The 16,161-nt window shown below is 57.4% G+C and carries 12 protein-coding genes and 1 tRNA gene; all 13 read right to left on the bottom strand.

The window, feature by feature from the left end; translation table 11 throughout:
• Window positions 1–45 precede the first annotated feature (45 nt).
• Window positions 46–2,190, bottom strand: a complete 2,145-nt coding sequence (fusA, locus tag ACF8GB_RS22285) for an elongation factor G (protein ID WP_058606003.1) — start codon at window positions 2,188–2,190, stop codon at window positions 46–48.
• Between the two features lie 30 nt (window positions 2,191–2,220).
• On the bottom strand, window positions 2,221–2,691 hold the full coding sequence (gene rpsG / locus ACF8GB_RS22290) for a 30S ribosomal protein S7 (RefSeq protein ID WP_003246741.1): 471 nt from the start codon (window positions 2,689–2,691) through the stop codon (window positions 2,221–2,223).
• 106 nt (window positions 2,692–2,797) lie between these two features.
• Window positions 2,798–3,169, bottom strand: a complete 372-nt coding sequence (gene rpsL / locus ACF8GB_RS22295; protein WP_003255492.1) for a 30S ribosomal protein S12 — start codon at window positions 3,167–3,169, stop codon at window positions 2,798–2,800.
• 211 nt (window positions 3,170–3,380) lie between these two features.
• Window positions 3,381–7,580: a DNA-directed RNA polymerase subunit beta' gene (gene rpoC / locus ACF8GB_RS22300; protein ID WP_058606002.1), complete on the bottom strand. Its 4,200-nt coding sequence runs from the start codon at window positions 7,578–7,580 to the stop codon at window positions 3,381–3,383.
• A 64-nt stretch (window positions 7,581–7,644) separates the two neighbouring features.
• Entirely contained in the window at window positions 7,645–11,718 is a 4,074-nt protein-coding gene (gene rpoB, locus ACF8GB_RS22305; RefSeq protein ID WP_058639905.1) for a DNA-directed RNA polymerase subunit beta, read from the bottom strand.
• Window positions 11,719–11,937: 219 nt separating this feature from the next.
• A complete protein-coding gene (rplL, locus tag ACF8GB_RS22310) occupies window positions 11,938–12,303 on the bottom strand; it encodes a 50S ribosomal protein L7/L12 (RefSeq protein ID WP_003255496.1) in 366 nt (121 codons plus the stop codon).
• A 78-nt stretch (window positions 12,304–12,381) separates the two neighbouring features.
• Window positions 12,382–12,882 carry a 50S ribosomal protein L10 gene (gene rplJ, locus ACF8GB_RS22315; protein WP_016715872.1) on the bottom strand — a complete coding sequence of 167 codons (501 nt, stop codon included), beginning with the start codon at window positions 12,880–12,882 and terminating at the stop codon, window positions 12,382–12,384.
• A 197-nt stretch (window positions 12,883–13,079) separates the two neighbouring features.
• A complete protein-coding gene (gene rplA / locus ACF8GB_RS22320; protein WP_027915749.1) occupies window positions 13,080–13,775 on the bottom strand; it encodes a 50S ribosomal protein L1 in 696 nt (231 codons plus the stop codon).
• Window positions 13,775–14,206: a 50S ribosomal protein L11 gene (gene rplK, locus ACF8GB_RS22325; RefSeq protein ID WP_027915748.1), complete on the bottom strand. Its 432-nt coding sequence runs from the start codon at window positions 14,204–14,206 to the stop codon at window positions 13,775–13,777. Before rplK ends, rplA begins: the two co-directional genes overlap by 1 nt.
• A gap of 119 nt (window positions 14,207–14,325) precedes the next feature.
• The gene (gene nusG, locus ACF8GB_RS22330; protein WP_003255501.1) at window positions 14,326–14,859 is read right to left on the bottom strand and encodes a transcription termination/antitermination protein NusG; all 534 of its coding nucleotides are present in this window, start codon (window positions 14,857–14,859) and stop codon (window positions 14,326–14,328) included.
• 9 nt (window positions 14,860–14,868) lie between these two features.
• The gene (gene secE / locus ACF8GB_RS22335; protein ID WP_027915747.1) at window positions 14,869–15,237 is read right to left on the bottom strand and encodes a preprotein translocase subunit SecE; all 369 of its coding nucleotides are present in this window, start codon (window positions 15,235–15,237) and stop codon (window positions 14,869–14,871) included.
• Window positions 15,238–15,281: 44 nt separating this feature from the next.
• Window positions 15,282–15,357 (bottom strand) — tRNA-Trp (locus tag ACF8GB_RS22340).
• Window positions 15,358–15,411: 54 nt separating this feature from the next.
• The coding region (locus ACF8GB_RS22345) for an EF-Tu/IF-2/RF-3 family GTPase (RefSeq protein ID WP_256576302.1) at window positions 15,412–16,161 on the bottom strand (750 nt) is incomplete at its 5' end.

The raw sequence follows: 16,161 nt of genomic DNA on the forward strand, positions 1-16,161 counted from the left end.
TTTTCTTTAGCCACGACAGTGAACTCCTAGCCTAAAGGGGCTGAATCAGCCTTGTTTTTTAATGAGAGCTTCGACGATGTTCGACGGAGCTTCAGCGTACTTGGAGAATTCCATGGAGTAGCTTGCGCGACCCTGAGACATGGAACGAACGTCGGTCGCGTAACCGAACATTTCCCCGAGCGGAACTTCAGCGCGGACGACGCGGCCAGAGACCGACTCATCCATACCCTGTACCAGACCACGACGACGGTTCAGGTCACCCATCACGTCACCCAGGTAGTCTTCCGGGGTTACAACTTCGACCTTCATGATCGGCTCGAGAACCACGCCGCCACCCTTCTGGGCCAGCTGCTTGGTTGCCATCGATGCAGCGATCTTGAACGCCATTTCGTTGGAGTCGACGTCGTGGTACGAACCGTCGAATACCGTGGCCTTCAGGCCGATCAGAGGATAGCCGGCAACAACGCCGTTCTTCATCTGCTCTTCGATACCCTTCTGGATCGGGGCGATGAACTCCTTCGGAATCACACCACCAACGACTTCGTTGGTAAACACCAGACCTTCGGTGATATTGCCTTTTTCGTCCACTTCCGGCTCCGAGAAACGGATCCAGCAGTGACCGAACTGACCACGACCACCCGACTGACGAACGAACTTGCCTTCGATCTCGACGTTGGACTTGGTGATCTTCTCGCGGTACGAAACCTGAGGCTTACCGATGTTGGCTTCGACGTTGAATTCGCGCTTCATGCGGTCAACGAGGATGTCCAGGTGCAGCTCACCCATACCGGAGATGATGGTCTGGCCGGTTTCTTCGTCGGTCTTGACGCGGAACGACGGGTCTTCCTGGGCCAGCTTGCCCAGTGCGATACCCATCTTCTCCTGGTCGGCCTTGGTTTTCGGCTCGACGGACAGGGAGATTACCGGCTCAGGGAAGTCCATACGCTCAAGGATGATTGGATGATCGGCGTTGCACAGGGTTTCACCGGTGGTCACGTCTTTCATACCGATCAGGGCGGCGATGTCACCAGCGCGCACTTCCTTGATCTCTTCACGCTGGTTGGCGTGCATCTGCACCATACGACCAACGCGCTCTTTCTTGCCTTTGACCGAGTTGATCACGGAGTCGCCGGAGCTCAGAACACCCGAGTAGACACGAACGAAGGTCAGAGTACCTACGAACGGGTCGGTCGCGATCTTGAACGCCAGGGCCGAGAAGGGTTCGTTGTCGTCAGCGTGACGCTCGTCTTTACGAACAGCCGGGTCTTCCTTGTCCAGATCCTTGTCGTCCGGGTTGATACCCTGGATGGCAGGAATCTCGGTAGGAGCAGGCAGGTAGTCGATGACGGCGTCGAGAACCAGGGGAACACCCTTGTTCTTGAACGACGAACCGCAAACAGCTGGAACGATCTCGCTGGCCAGGGTGCGCGCGCGCAGGCCTGCCTTGATCTCGTCAACGGTGAGCTCACCGCCTTCCAGGTACTTGTTCATCAGCTCTTCGTTGGCTTCAGCAGCAGCTTCAACCATGTTGTTGCGCCACTCTTGAGCCAGCTCAAGCATGTCCGCAGGAATTTCTTCCTCGCGGTAGGTGGTGCCCTTGTCGTCGTCGTTCCAGTAGATAGCCTTCATCTTGATCAGGTCGACCTGACCCTGGAAGTTATCTTCCGAACCGATGGCCAGCTGAACCGGAACCGGGGTGTGGCCCAGACGGTTCTTGATCTGACCTACGACACGCAGGAAGTTGGCACCGGCACGGTCCATCTTGTTCACGTAAACAACACGTGGAACACCGTACTTGTTGGCCTGACGCCATACGGTTTCGGACTGAGGCTCGACACCGGAGGTGCCGCAGAACACAACGACCGCGCCGTCGAGTACGCGCAGCGAACGTTCTACTTCAATGGTGAAGTCAACGTGGCCGGGGGTATCGATGACGTTTACGCGGTAGTTGTCGTACTGACCAACGGAACCTTTCCAGAAGGTGGTAACGGCAGCGGAGGTAATGGTGATACCGCGCTCCTGCTCCTGCACCATCCAGTCGGTGGTCGCGGCGCCATCATGCACCTCGCCCATCTTGTGGCTCAGACCTGTGTAGAACAGGATCCGCTCGGTAGTGGTGGTCTTGCCCGCGTCAACGTGGGCACAGATACCAATGTTACGGTAGCGGTTAATTGCTGTAGTACGAGCCATAAAGCCCTCGCAAAGTAATTGATGCTTGAATTAGAAGCGGTAGTGCGAGAACGCTTTGTTGGCTTCAGCCATACGGTGCACGTCTTCACGCTTCTTGACTGCAGCACCCTTGCCTTCGGCAGCATCCAGCAGCTCGCCAGCCAGGCGCAGAGCCATCGACTTCTCGCCGCGCTTGCGGGCGTAGTCTACGAGCCAGCGCATGGCCAGAGCGTTACGACGGGATGGACGAACTTCAACCGGGACCTGGTAAGTGGCACCGCCGACACGACGGGACTTTACTTCGACCAGCGGAGCGATGGCGTCGAGAGCTTTCTCGAAGATTTCCAGGGGGTCGCTGTTCTTGCGTGCTTTGACGGTATCCAGGGCACCATAAACGATGCGCTCGGCTACAGCCTTTTTGCCGCTTTCCATCACGTGGTTCATGAACTTGGCGAGAATCTGCGATCCGTACTTAGGATCGTCAAGGATCTCACGTTTTGCTGCTACACGACGTCTTGGCATGATAAGCCCTCAAACGGTCTTCAGGTTAGCCCGGGACCTGGGTCTACGACCCCCGCCCGACCTTACTCTTATCGACTCAAAAAAATGGATGTCTGCAAACGGCCGATTACTTCGGACGCTTGGTACCGTACTTCGAACGACCCTGGTTACGGCCTTTAACGCCCGAAGTATCCAGAGAGCCGCGAACGGTGTGGTAACGAACACCTGGCAAGTCTTTTACACGGCCGCCACGGATCAGGACGACGCTGTGCTCTTGCAGGTTGTGGCCTTCACCACCGATGTACGAGGAAACCTCGAAACCGTTGGTCAGACGCACACGGCATACTTTACGCAGTGCCGAGTTAGGTTTTTTCGGCGTAGTGGTGTACACGCGGGTGCACACGCCACGACGTTGCGGGCAGTTCTGCAGCGCAGGAACGTCGGACTTCTCGACCGAACGCTTACGCGGCTGACGTACCAGCTGGTTGATAGTTGCCATCTACTAGCTCCACTGATTGTCTTGCGACTCTATTGTCTTGCAAGAAAGCCAAAAATTGGCGAGACGGAGCCTCACCAAATTTAAGGGTACAAAAGTCTAAAGAGGATCTTGCACCCAGTCAAGACAAGGCCCCGGCCCTCCCCGCCCGATCATCGGCAACATTTCATGTCGCCGACAACCATTCGGGGTCAACCGGGGCCCTGCCCTGTACTCAGTTACCGCTGGAGTTCAGTGCTTCGGTCAGTGCGGCTTCCACCTCACTGGCGCTCACACGCAGCGGCTTGTCTGCATCACGGCGACGCTTGCGCTCGCTGTGGTAAGCCAGACCGGTACCGGCCGGGATCAAACGACCCACGACCACGTTTTCTTTCAGACCACGCAGGTAGTCGCGCTTGCCAGTTACGGCCGCTTCGGTCAATACGCGTGTAGTTTCCTGGAAGGAAGCCGCGGAAATAAACGACTCGGTCGACAGCGACGCCTTGGTGATACCCAGCAGCACACGGGTAAACTTGGAGATGAACTTGTCCTCGCCGGCGAGACGCTCGTTCTCTACCAGTACCTGAGTCAGTTCCATCTGGTCGCCCTTGATGAAGCTGGAATCGCCCGACTCGGAAATCTCGACCTTGCGCAGCATCTGGCGCAGGATGGTCTCGATGTGCTTGTCGTTGATCTTAACGCCTTGCAGACGGTAAACGTCCTGAATCTCGTTGACGATGTACTTGGCGAGTGCGCTGACACCCAATAGACGCAGGATGTCGTGCGGATCGCTCGGGCCGTCGGAGATAACTTCGCCGCGGTTCACCTGCTCACCCTCGAAGACGTTCAGGTGACGCCACTTCGGAATCAGCTCTTCGTACGGATCGCTACCGTCGGTCGGCGTGATCACCAGGCGACGCTTGCCCTTGGTCTCTTTACCGAAGGCAATGGTACCGCTGACTTCAGCCAGAATCGACGCTTCCTTCGGACGACGCGCTTCGAACAAGTCGGCAACACGTGGCAGACCACCGGTGATGTCACGGGTCTTGGACGTTTCTTGCGGGATACGCGCAATAACGTCACCGACACCGATCTGGGCACCGTCGGCTACGCCAACCAGGGCATTGGCCGGCAGGAAGTACTGGGCAGGTACATCGGTACCCGGCAGGTACAGGTCCTTGCCAGAGGCATCCACCATCTTGATGGCCGGACGGATTTCCTTGCCTGCGGCAGGGCGATCCTTGACGTCCAGCACTTCAATGTTGGTCAGGCCGGTGAGCTCATCGGTCTGACGCTTGATGGTGATGTTTTCTTCCATGCCCACGAAGGTCACGGTACCTTTGAGCTCGGTCACGATCGGGTGGGTGTGCGGGTCCCACTTGGCGACGATGGCGCCAGCTTCGACCTTGTCACCTTCCTTGACCGAAATCACAGCGCCGTACGGCAGCTTGTAACGCTCACGCTCACGACCGAATTCGTCGGCAATGGCCAACTCGCCCGAACGCGATACGGCAACCAGGTTACCGTCTGCGCGCTCAACCTGCTTCAGGTTATGCAGACGTACCATACCGCCATTCTTCACCTGAACGCTGTCAGCAGCCGAGGTCCGGCTTGCAGCACCACCGATGTGGAACGTACGCATGGTCAGCTGGGTACCAGGCTCACCGATGGACTGGGCGGCAATGACGCCGACCGCTTCACCGATGTTCACCTGATGACCGCGCGCCAGGTCACGGCCGTAACACTTGGCGCAGATACCGAAGCGGGTTTCGCAGCTGATCGGCGAACGCACGACCACTTCGTCGATGCTGTTCAGCTCGATGAACTCGACCCACTTCTCGTCTACCAGCGTACCGGCAGGAACGATGACGTCCTCGGTGCCTGGCTTGAACACGTCCCGGGCGATCACACGGCCCAGAACACGCTCACCCAGCGGCTCGACAACGTCGCCGCCTTCGATGTGCGGGGTCATGACCAGACCTTGGTCGGTACCGCAGTCGATCTCGGTCACCACCAGGTCCTGCGCCACGTCTACCAGACGACGCGTCAGGTAACCGGAGTTAGCAGTCTTCAGTGCGGTATCCGCCAGACCCTTACGAGCACCGTGAGTCGAGATGAAGTACTGAAGTACGCTCAGACCTTCACGGAAGTTCGCGGTGATAGGCGTCTCGATGATGGAGCCATCCGGCTTGGCCATCAGGCCACGCATACCGGCCAGCTGACGGATCTGGGCTGCAGAACCACGCGCACCCGAGTCAGCCATCATGTACATCGAGTTGAACGATTCCTGGTCGACTTCATTGCCCTCGCGATCAATGACCTTCTCTTTCGAGAGGTTGGCCATCATCGCCTTGGACACTTCGTCGTTCGCCTTGGACCACAAGTCGATGACCTTGTTGTACTTCTCGCCTTGGGTTACCAGGCCGGAGGCGTACTGACTTTCGATTTCCTTCACTTCATCGGTAGCAGTACCGATGATGCGGGCCTTCTCATCCGGGATGACGAAGTCGTTCACACCGATGGAAACACCGGAAATGGTCGAGTAGGCGAAACCGGTATACATCAGCTGGTCAGCGAAGATGACGGTCTCTTTCAGACCAACCACGCGGTAGCACTGGTTGATCAGCTTGGAGATCGCCTTTTTCTTCATTGGCTGGTTGACGACATCGTAAGGCAGGCCAGCAGGTACAACCTGGAACAGCAGCGCACGGCCAACAGTGGTGTCGACGATACGGGTGTTCTTGGTGACGCTGCCATCACGTTCTTTCACGGTCTCGTTGATACGAACCTTGATTTTCGCGTGCAGGGCAGCTTCGCCGGCGCGGAATACGCGGTCGACTTCCTGCAGGTCGGCAAACACACGACCCTCGCCCTTGGCGTTGATGGCCTCACGGGTCATGTAATACAGACCCAACACGACGTCCTGCGACGGAACGATGATTGGCTCACCGTTGGCTGGCGACAGGATGTTGTTGGTCGACATCATCAGTGCACGCGCTTCGAGCTGGGCTTCCAGCGTCAGCGGCACGTGAACGGCCATCTGGTCACCGTCGAAGTCGGCGTTGTACGCGGCGCAGACCAGCGGGTGCAGCTGGATGGCCTTACCTTCGATCAGTACCGGCTCAAAGGCCTGGATACCCAGACGGTGCAGGGTCGGTGCACGGTTGAGCAGCACGGGGTGTTCGCGAATCACTTCGGCGAGAACGTCCCACACCTCTGGCAGTTCGCGCTCGACCATCTTTTTGGCAGCCTTGATGGTGGTCGCCAGACCACGCATTTCCAGCTTGCCGAAAATGAACGGCTTGAACAGCTCGAGGGCCATCTTCTTCGGCAGACCGCACTGGTGCAGACGCAGGGTCGGGCCTACGGTAATTACCGAACGGCCGGAGTAGTCCACACGCTTACCGAGCAAGTTCTGACGGAAGCGACCTTGCTTACCTTTGATCATGTCGGCCAGGGACTTCAGCGGACGCTTGTTCGAACCAGTGATGGCGCGACCACGACGGCCGTTGTCCAGCAGGGCGTCGACCGCTTCCTGCAGCATGCGCTTTTCGTTGCGCACGATGATGTCCGGCGCCGACAGATCCAGCAGGCGCTTGAGACGGTTGTTACGGTTGATCACCCGACGGTACAGGTCGTTCAGGTCGGAGGTCGCGAAGCGGCCGCCATCCAACGGTACCAGCGGGCGCAGGTCCGGCGGCAGCACTGGCAGGACGGTCAGGACCATCCACTCAGGCAGGTTGCCGGAGCCCTGGAAGGCTTCCATGAGCTTCAGGCGCTTGGACAGCTTCTTGATCTTGGTTTCCGAGTTGGTCTGCGGAATCTCTTCACGCAGGCGGCCGATCTCGTGCTCCAGGTCGATAGCGTGCAGCAGCTCGCGGACAGCCTCGGCACCCATGCGGGCGTCGAAATCGTCACCGAACTCTTCCAGCGCTTCGAAGTACTGCTCGTCGTTGAGCAACTGGCCTTTTTCAAGCGTAGTCATGCCTGGGTCGATTACGACGTAGCTCTCGAAGTAGAGCACGCGCTCGATATCACGCAGGGTCATGTCCATCAGCAAGCCGATACGGGACGGCAGCGACTTCAGGAACCAGATGTGTGCGACCGGCGAAGCCAGCTCGATGTGAGCCATGCGCTCACGACGGACCTTGGCGAGGGCAACTTCAACGCCGCACTTCTCGCAGATAACGCCGCGATGCTTGAGCCGCTTGTACTTACCGCACAGGCACTCGTAGTCCTTGACTGGGCCAAAGATCTTGGCGCAGAACAGGCCGTCACGTTCTGGTTTGAACGTACGGTAGTTGATGGTTTCCGGCTTCTTAACTTCACCGAACGACCACGAACGGATCATCTCTGGTGACGCCAGACCGATGCGGATGGCGTCGAACTCTTCGACTTGACCCTGGTTTTTCAGCAAATTCAGTAGGTCTTTCAAGGCCTTTCCTCCTGGCGGAGCAGGGAGCGGGCACTGCCTGCCCCACTCCCCTTCACGTCACGTGTTATTCGGTTTCCAGATCGATATCGATACCGAGCGAACGGATCTCTTTGATCAACACGTTGAAGGACTCGGGCATGCCCGGCTCCATACGGTGATCGCCATCCACGATGTTCTTGTACATCTTGGTACGGCCGTTCACGTCGTCCGACTTCACTGTGAGCATTTCTTGCAGGGTGTATGCCGCGCCGTATGCTTCCAGCGCCCACACTTCCATCTCCCCGAAACGCTGACCACCGAACTGTGCCTTACCACCCAGCGGCTGCTGGGTAACCAGGCTGTAAGAACCAGTGGAACGCGCGTGCATCTTGTCGTCCACCAAGTGGTTCAGCTTCAGCATGTACATGTAACCAACGGTCACAGGACGCTCGAACTTGTTGCCGGTACGGCCATCGAACAGCACCATCTGGCCGCTCTCAGGCAGGTCGGCCAGCTTCAGCATGGCCTTGATCTCGCTCTCTTTCGCACCGTCGAACACGGGCGTTGCCATTGGCACGCCTTTCTTCAGGTTATGAGCCAGGGCGAGAATTTCTTCATCGCTGAACTCGTCGAGGCTTTCCTGACGACCACCGATCTCGTTGTAGACCTCGGTCAGGAACACGCGCAGCTCTGCGGCTTTGCGCTGCTCCTCGATCATGCGATCGATCTTTTCACCCAGACCCTTGGCCGCGAGGCCCAGGTGGGTTTCCAGAATCTGACCCACGTTCATACGCGAAGGTACACCCAGCGGGTTCAGTACGACATCGACCGGCGTGCCGTTGGCGTCATGCGGCATGTCTTCGACCGGCATGATCACCGAGACAACACCTTTGTTACCGTGACGACCGGCCATCTTGTCACCCGGCTGGATGCGACGGCGGATTGCCAGGTAGACCTTGACGATCTTCAGAACGCCTGGTGCCAGGTCATCGCCCTGTTGCAGCTTGCGCTTCTTGTCTTCGAACTTGTCGTCCAGCAGTCGGCGACGGTCGACGATGTACTGCTGAGCCTTTTCCAGCTGCTCGTTCAGTGCATCTTCGGCCATGCGCAGCTTGAACCACTGACCGTGCTCCAGACCGGCGAGGACTTCATCAGTGATGACAGTGCCTTTCTTCAGGCCTGCACCACCGTCGACCACCTGACCATCCAACGCAGAGCGCAGACGCTCGAAGGTTGCGCCTTCGACGATGCGGAATTCCTCGTTGAGGTCCTTGCGGATCTCGTCGAGCTGCATCTTCTCGATGGCCAGCGCACGGCTGTCACGCTCGACGCCATCACGGGTGAAGACCTGAACGTCGATGACAGTACCCTTGGTACCGGTCGGTACGCGCAGGGAAGTGTCCTTAACGTCGCTGGCTTTTTCGCCAAAGATCGCGCGCAGCAGTTTTTCTTCAGGGGTGAGCTGGGTTTCGCCTTTTGGCGTTACCTTGCCGACCAGAATATCGCCAGCGCCAACTTCAGCACCGACGTAAACGATACCGGCTTCGTCCAGCTTGTTCAGCGCAGCCTCACCCACGTTCGGGATGTCTGCAGTGATCTCTTCTGGGCCAAGCTTGGTGTCACGGGCCACACAGGTCAGTTCCTGGATGTGGATCGTGGTGAAGCGATCCTCCTGAACGACGCGCTCGGAGAGGCAGATGGAGTCTTCGAAGTTGAAGCCGTTCCATGCCATGAACGCGATGCGCATGTTCTGACCCAGCGCCAGCTCACCCATGTCGGTGGACGGGCCATCGGCCATGATATCGCCGCGCTGTACCATGTCACCCTTGCTCACCAGCGGACGCTGGTTGATGCAGGTGTTCTGGTTCGAACGGGTGTACTTGGTCAGGTTGTAGATATCTACACCTGCCTCGCCGGTTTCCACTTCGTCATCCGCTACACGGACCACGATACGGCTGGCGTCGACCGAGTCGATCACGCCACCGCGGCGAGCAACCACGCAGACACCGGAGTCACGGGCAACGTTGCGCTCCATGCCGGTACCTACCAGCGGCTTGTCGGCACGCAGGGTTGGTACAGCCTGACGCTGCATGTTCGAGCCCATCAGTGCACGGTTGGCGTCGTCGTGCTCCAGGAATGGGATCAGCGACGCAGCGACCGAAACTACCTGCTTGGGCGAAACGTCCATCAGGGTGACGTCTTCCGGCGCCTTGACGGTGAATTCGTTCAGGTGGCGCACAGCGACCAGCTCATCGATCAGCTGCTTCTTGTCGTTCATCGCGGCCGAAGCCTGGGCGATCACGTGATCGGCCTCTTCGATGGCAGACAGGAATACGATGTCGTCGCTGACAACGCCTTCCTTCACCACACGGTACGGGCTTTCCAGGAAGCCGTACTGGTTGGTGCGAGCATACGCAGCCAGGGAGTTGATCAGACCGATGTTCGGACCTTCAGGGGTTTCGATCGGGCACACGCGGCCGTAGTGGGTCGGGTGTACGTCACGCACCTCGAAGCCAGCACGCTCACGGGTCAGACCGCCAGGGCCGAGTGCGGAAACACGGCGCTTGTGGGTGATCTCGGAGAGCGGGTTGTTCTGGTCCATGAACTGCGAAAGCTGGCTGGAACCGAAGAACTCTTTCACCGCCGCCGCTACCGGCTTGGCGTTGATCAGGTCCTGAGGCATCAGGCCTTCGCTTTCAGCCATCGACAGACGTTCCTTGACCGCGCGCTCGACACGCACCAGGCCTACACGGAACTGGTTCTCGGCCATTTCACCAACGCAACGTACGCGACGGTTACCCAGGTGGTCGATGTCGTCGACGATGCCTTTGCCGTTACGGATATCGACGAGAGTCTTCAGAACCTCGACGATATCTTCCTTGCTCAGCACGCCCGAACCTTCGATTTCGGTGCGACCGATACGACGGTTGAACTTCATGCGGCCGACGGCGGACAGGTCGTAACGCTCGGCGCTGAAGAACAGGTTGTTGAACAGGGTTTCGGCAGCATCCTTGGTCGGCGGCTCACCTGGACGCATCATGCGATAGATTTCGACCAGAGCTTCCAATTGGTTGCTGGTGGTGTCTATCTTCAAGGTATCGGAGATGAACGGACCGCAATCGATGTCGTTGGTGTACAGGGTCTCGATACGGACAACCTGTGCCTTGGCGACTTTGACCAGCAGTTCGGTCGTCAGCTCGGTGTTGCACTCGGCAATGATCTCGCCGGTTGCAGGGTGCACGATGGCCTTGGCAGTCGTACGGCCCAGGACGTATTCCATTGGCACGTCGAGCTGTTTGACACCGGCTTTTTCGAGCTGATTGATATGGCGCGCAGTGATGCGGCGGCCTTGCTCGACGATGACCTTGCCATTCTCGTCATGGATGTCCATGACCGCGACTTCACCACGCAGACGCTGTGGCACCAGTTCAAGGCTGAGGTTCTCGCCGGAAACATGGAACACGTTGGTGGTGTAGAAGGTGTTCAGCACTTCTTCAGTGCTGTAGCCCAGCGCGCGCAGCAGGACCGAAGCCGGCAGTTTGCGGCGACGGTCGATACGCACGAATACGCAGTCCTTAGGATCGAACTCGAAGTCCAACCAGGAGCCGCGGTATGGAATGATGCGAGCGGAGTACAGCAGCTTGCCCGAGCTGTGAGTCTTGCCACGGTCGTGGTCGAAGAATACACCCGGCGAGCGGTGCAGCTGGGAAACGATCACACGCTCGGTACCGTTGATTACGAAGGTACCGTTCTCAGTCATCAGGGGGATTTCACCCATGTAGACTTCTTGCTCTTTGATGTCCTTGATCGCTTTGTTCGACGATTCCTTGTCGAAGATGATCAGGCGCACCTTGACCCGCAGTGGGACCGCGAAGGTCACGCCACGCAGGACACATTCCTTCACATCGAAGGCGGGTTCGCCCAGGCGATAGCCTACGTACTCCAAGGCAGCATTGCCGGAGTAGCTGATGATCGGGAATACCGATTTGAAGGCCGCATGCAGACCGACGTCGCGGAACTGATCCTTGGATGCTCCCGCTTGCAGGAATTCGCGATACGAATCCAGCTGGATGGCCAGGAGGTAAGGCACATCCATCACGTCCGGCAACTTGCTAAAGTCCTTGCGGATACGTTTTTTCTCAGTGTATGAGTAAGCCATCAGCGTTCCCCAGCTTGGTCACCTGCTTGTTTGGCTTCTCCCGGCGGGAGCAGCCAGAAAATCGTGCAAACCCTTGGTTTGCGCCACCCACATGGGTGTCTTGCAGCTTGTTATCGGGGCCGGCCTGACCGACCGCCAATAACGGAAAAAGGCCGGTGGCATAAGCCACCAGCCATCAGCCCTTTGCTCAACGCTCGGACTGGCGTCGCAAGGTCGAGATTACTTCAGCTCGACTTTAGCGCCTGCTTCTTCCAGCTTCTTCTTAGCGTCTTCAGCGGCTTCTTTCGAAACGCCTTCAGCTACAACCTGAGGAGCGCCATCGACTTTCTCTTTGGCTTCTTTCAGGCCCAGACCGGTCAGTTCGCGAACGGCCTTGATCACGTTCACTTTCTTGTCGCCAGCTTCAACCAGAACAACGTTGAACTCGGTCTGCTCTTCAACAACGGCAGCAGCAGCAGCTGGGCCAGCAGCGGCAACAGCAGCGGTAACGCCGAAGGTTTCTTCCATAGCTTTGATCAGCTCAACAACTTCCAGAACGGTTTTCTGGCCGATTGCTTCGATGATTTGCTCGTTAGTCAGGGACATGACTTAAATCCTGTATTGGGGTGACAGCCTACGCAGCCATCAAATTAAACGAATGATTTTGAAAGAGTTTCGCTTGCCTTAGGCAGCGGTAGCTTCTTTCTGGTCGCGAATGGCTGCCAGAGTACGAGCCAGCTTGCTGGTAGCGCCTTGGATCACGCTCATCAGTTTCGCAATAGCTTCGTCGCGGGTCGGCAGGGTAGCCAACACGTCGATCTGGTTCGCTGCAATGAAATTGCCGTCAAACGCAGCTGCCTTGATCTCGAACTTGTCCTGACCCTTGGCGAACTCTTTGAACAGACGGGCAGCAGCGCCCGGGTGTTCGTTGGAGAAAGCAATCAGGGTCGGGCCTTTGAACGCATCGTTGAGGATCGAAAATTCGGTGCCTTCAACAGCGCGCTTGAGCAGGGTGTTACGTACGACACGCACGTATACGCCAGCTTCGCGGGCCTCTTTACGGAGTCCGGTCATTGCGCTTACAGTCACACCACGGGCATCGGCCACGACAGCGGACAGAGCGACTTTGGCAGCCTCGTTGACTTCAGCGACGATGGCCTTCTTGTCTTCGAGTTTAATTGCCACGGGTTTACTCCTGGTTTTTACCGTTTCATCTGGCCGAAGCCGGATGTCGTTTTGGTGTCTGATTCGGTAACGAATCGGGAGCACCATCTGCGTGGGCTGGTGTTTTAAGGCTTGCGCCGCCTACGGTCTTGGATAGCCCCCGCCAGGCAGGGACCCCAATTTTTGCTGGTGGCGTGACAGGTCACACCACCATGTTCTTACACGTCCAGCGAGCTCTGGTCGATGACCAGACCTGGGCCCATGGTGGTGCTCAGGGTAACGCGCTTGACGTAGATACCTTTCGAAGAAGCTGGCTTGATACGCTTGAGGTCAGCGATCAGCGCTTCAACGTTTTCCTTCAGCTTGCCGGCTTCGAAGCCGATTTTGCCTACGGAAGTGTGAATGATACCGTTCTTGTCGGTACGGTAGCGAACCTGACCAGCCTTGGCGTTTTTCACGGCAGTGGCTACGTCTGGGGTTACGGTACCAACCTTCGGGTTAGGCATCAGGCCACGTGGGCCCAGAACCTGACCCAGCTGACCTACGACACGCATGGCATCAGGCGATGCGATGACAACGTCATAGTTCAGGTCGCCGCCTTTCATTTCAGCAGCCAGATCGTCCATACCTACGCGGTCAGCGCCGGCAGCCAGAGCGGCTTCAGCAGCTGGACCCTGGGTGAAGACAGCAACACGTACAGTCTTGCCAGTGCCGTGTGGCAGCACGGTAGCGCTACGAACAACCTGGTCGGATTTACGTGGGTCAACACCGAGGTTTACCGCGATGTCGTACGATTCGACGAACTTGGCAGCCGGCAGCGAAGCCAGCAGAGTTGCCGCTTCTTCGAAGTTATAGGCCTTGCCTGCTTCGATTTTTTCGGCGATTGCCTTTTGGCGCTTGGTCAGCTTAGCCATTACACACCCTCCACGTTCAAGCCCATGCTGCGGGCAGAGCCAGCGATGGTGCGTACAGCTGCGTCCAGGTCAGCAGAAGTCAGGTCGGCTTGTTTAGCCTTGGCGATTTCTTCCAGCTGAGCGCGGGTAACGGTACCGACTTTAACGGTGTTCGGGCGAGCCGAACCACTGGTCAGGCCAGCAGCTTTCTTCAGCAGAACCGAGGCAGGAGTGCTCTTGGTCTCGAAGGTGAAGCTACGGTCGCTGTATACAGTGATGATCACTGGAGTCGGCAGGCCGGCTTCTTGACCCTGGGTACGGGCGTTGAAGGCCTTGCAGAATTCCATGATGTTCACACCATGTTGGCCCAGTGCTGGACCAACGGGTGGGCTTGGGTTGGCCTGGCCGGCCTTAACTTGCAGCTTGATGTAAGCCTGAATCTTCTTAGCCATGAGCTACTCCAATATCGGGTACGAACGCCTATTGGCTCCCCGGATGACTTGCGTTTTATCCCAGTGACGACAAAACCCCGCAGCACACAGGGCTGCGGGGTATGGGATGCTTCGTCCGCCTAGACCTTTTCGACCTGGCTGAACTCGAGCTCCACGGGCGTAGAGCGACCGAAAATAAGCACTGCAACCTGCAGGCGGCTCTTTTCGTAGTTAACCTCTTCGACACTACCATTGAAGTCTGCGAACGGACCATCAATGACTCGAACCACTTCACCAGGCTCGAACAGAGTCTTGGGCTTCGGCTTGTCACTGCCGTCGGCGACGCGACGCAGGATTGCCTCAGCTTCTTTATCAGTGATGGGTGCGGGCTTGTCCGCTGTACCACCGATAAAGCCCATCACGCGCGGGGTATCCTTGACCAAGTGCCAAGTCCCTTCGTTCATTTCCATCTGGACCAACACGTAGCCCGGGAAGAACTTGCGTTCACTCTTGCGCTTCTGGCCGTTACGCATTTCAACGACTTCTTCGGTCGGAACCAGGATCTCGCCGAAACCGTCTTCCATGCCAGCCAGCTTGACGCGCTCGATCAAGGAGCGCATCACATGCTTCTCGTAACCCGAGTAAGCATGCACAACATACCAACGCTTAGCCACGGGGCACCTTTAGCCTACGATCAAGGAGACCGCCCAGCCGAGCAGGGAATCGAGCCCCCACAGCAGCAGAGCCATAACCAGCACGACAGCCACAACAATCAGCGTGGTCTGGGTGGTTTCTTGGCGGGTCGGCCATACGACTTTACGAATCTCGGTACGCGCTTCCTTGGCCAGCGTAAAGAACGACTTACCCTTCGCGGTCTGCAAGGCAACAAAGCCAGCAACAGCAGCCAGAGCAAGAAGTGCGAGTACGCGGTACAGAATTGGAGCAGCAGAGTAATACTGATTACCCACTACACCAACAACCACCAAAGCCACTACAGCCAGCCACTTGAACAGATCAAAACGCGATTCTTGGGCTTCAGTTTTGGGGGTCATCGAGGAGGATCCTGTAAGAAGAAAGCCATCACACCGAGGTGAAATGGCAGGTCAGGAGGGAATCGAACCCCCAACCTACGGTTTTGGAGACCGTCGCTCTGCCAATTGAGCTACTGACCTGTAACGCTGTATCAGGCCGGCTATTATACCGGCCCAATCAAGTAAATCAACTACTTATTCAATAATTTTGGCTACGACGCCGGCGCCGACGGTACGACCGCCTTCACGGATAGCGAAGCGCAGACCGTCTTCCATTGCGATGGTCTTGATCAGGGTAACAGTCATCTGAATGTTGTCACCTGGCATTACCATTTCAACGCCTTCCGGCAGTTCGCAGTTACCGGTCACGTCAGTGGTACGGAAGTAGAACTGAGGACGGTAGCCTTTGAAGAACGGAGTGTGACGACCGCCTTCTTCTTTCGACAGAACATAGACTTCTGCGGTGAACTTGGTGTGCGGCTTGACCGAACCTGGCTTGACCAGAACCTGGCCACGCTCAACGTCGTCACGCTTGGTACCACGCAGCAGAACGCCGCAGTTCTCGCCAGCACGGCCTTCGTCCAGCAGCTTGCGGAACATCTCAACACCGGTGCAGGTGGTGGTGGTGGTGTCACGCAGACCAACGATTTCCAGTGGATCTTGAACGCGAACGATACCACGCTCGATACGACCGGTCACAACGGTACCACGACCCGAGATCGAGAACACGTCTTCGATCGGCATCAGGAACGGCTGATCAACGGCACGAACTGGCTCAGGGATGTAGGCATCCAGAGTTTCTACCAGCTTCTTGACAGCGGTAGTACCCATTTCGTTGTCGTCTTTGCCTTCCAGGGCCATACGAGCGGAACCGATGATGATCGGAGTGTCGTCGCCTGGGAAGTCGTAGGTGGACAGCAGGTCGCGAACTTCCATCTCGACCAG

The organism is Pseudomonas sp. xss_4 (assembly GCF_043104125.1).
GTDB classification, from domain to species: Bacteria; Pseudomonadota; Gammaproteobacteria; order Pseudomonadales; family Pseudomonadaceae; genus Aquipseudomonas; species Aquipseudomonas parafulva_B.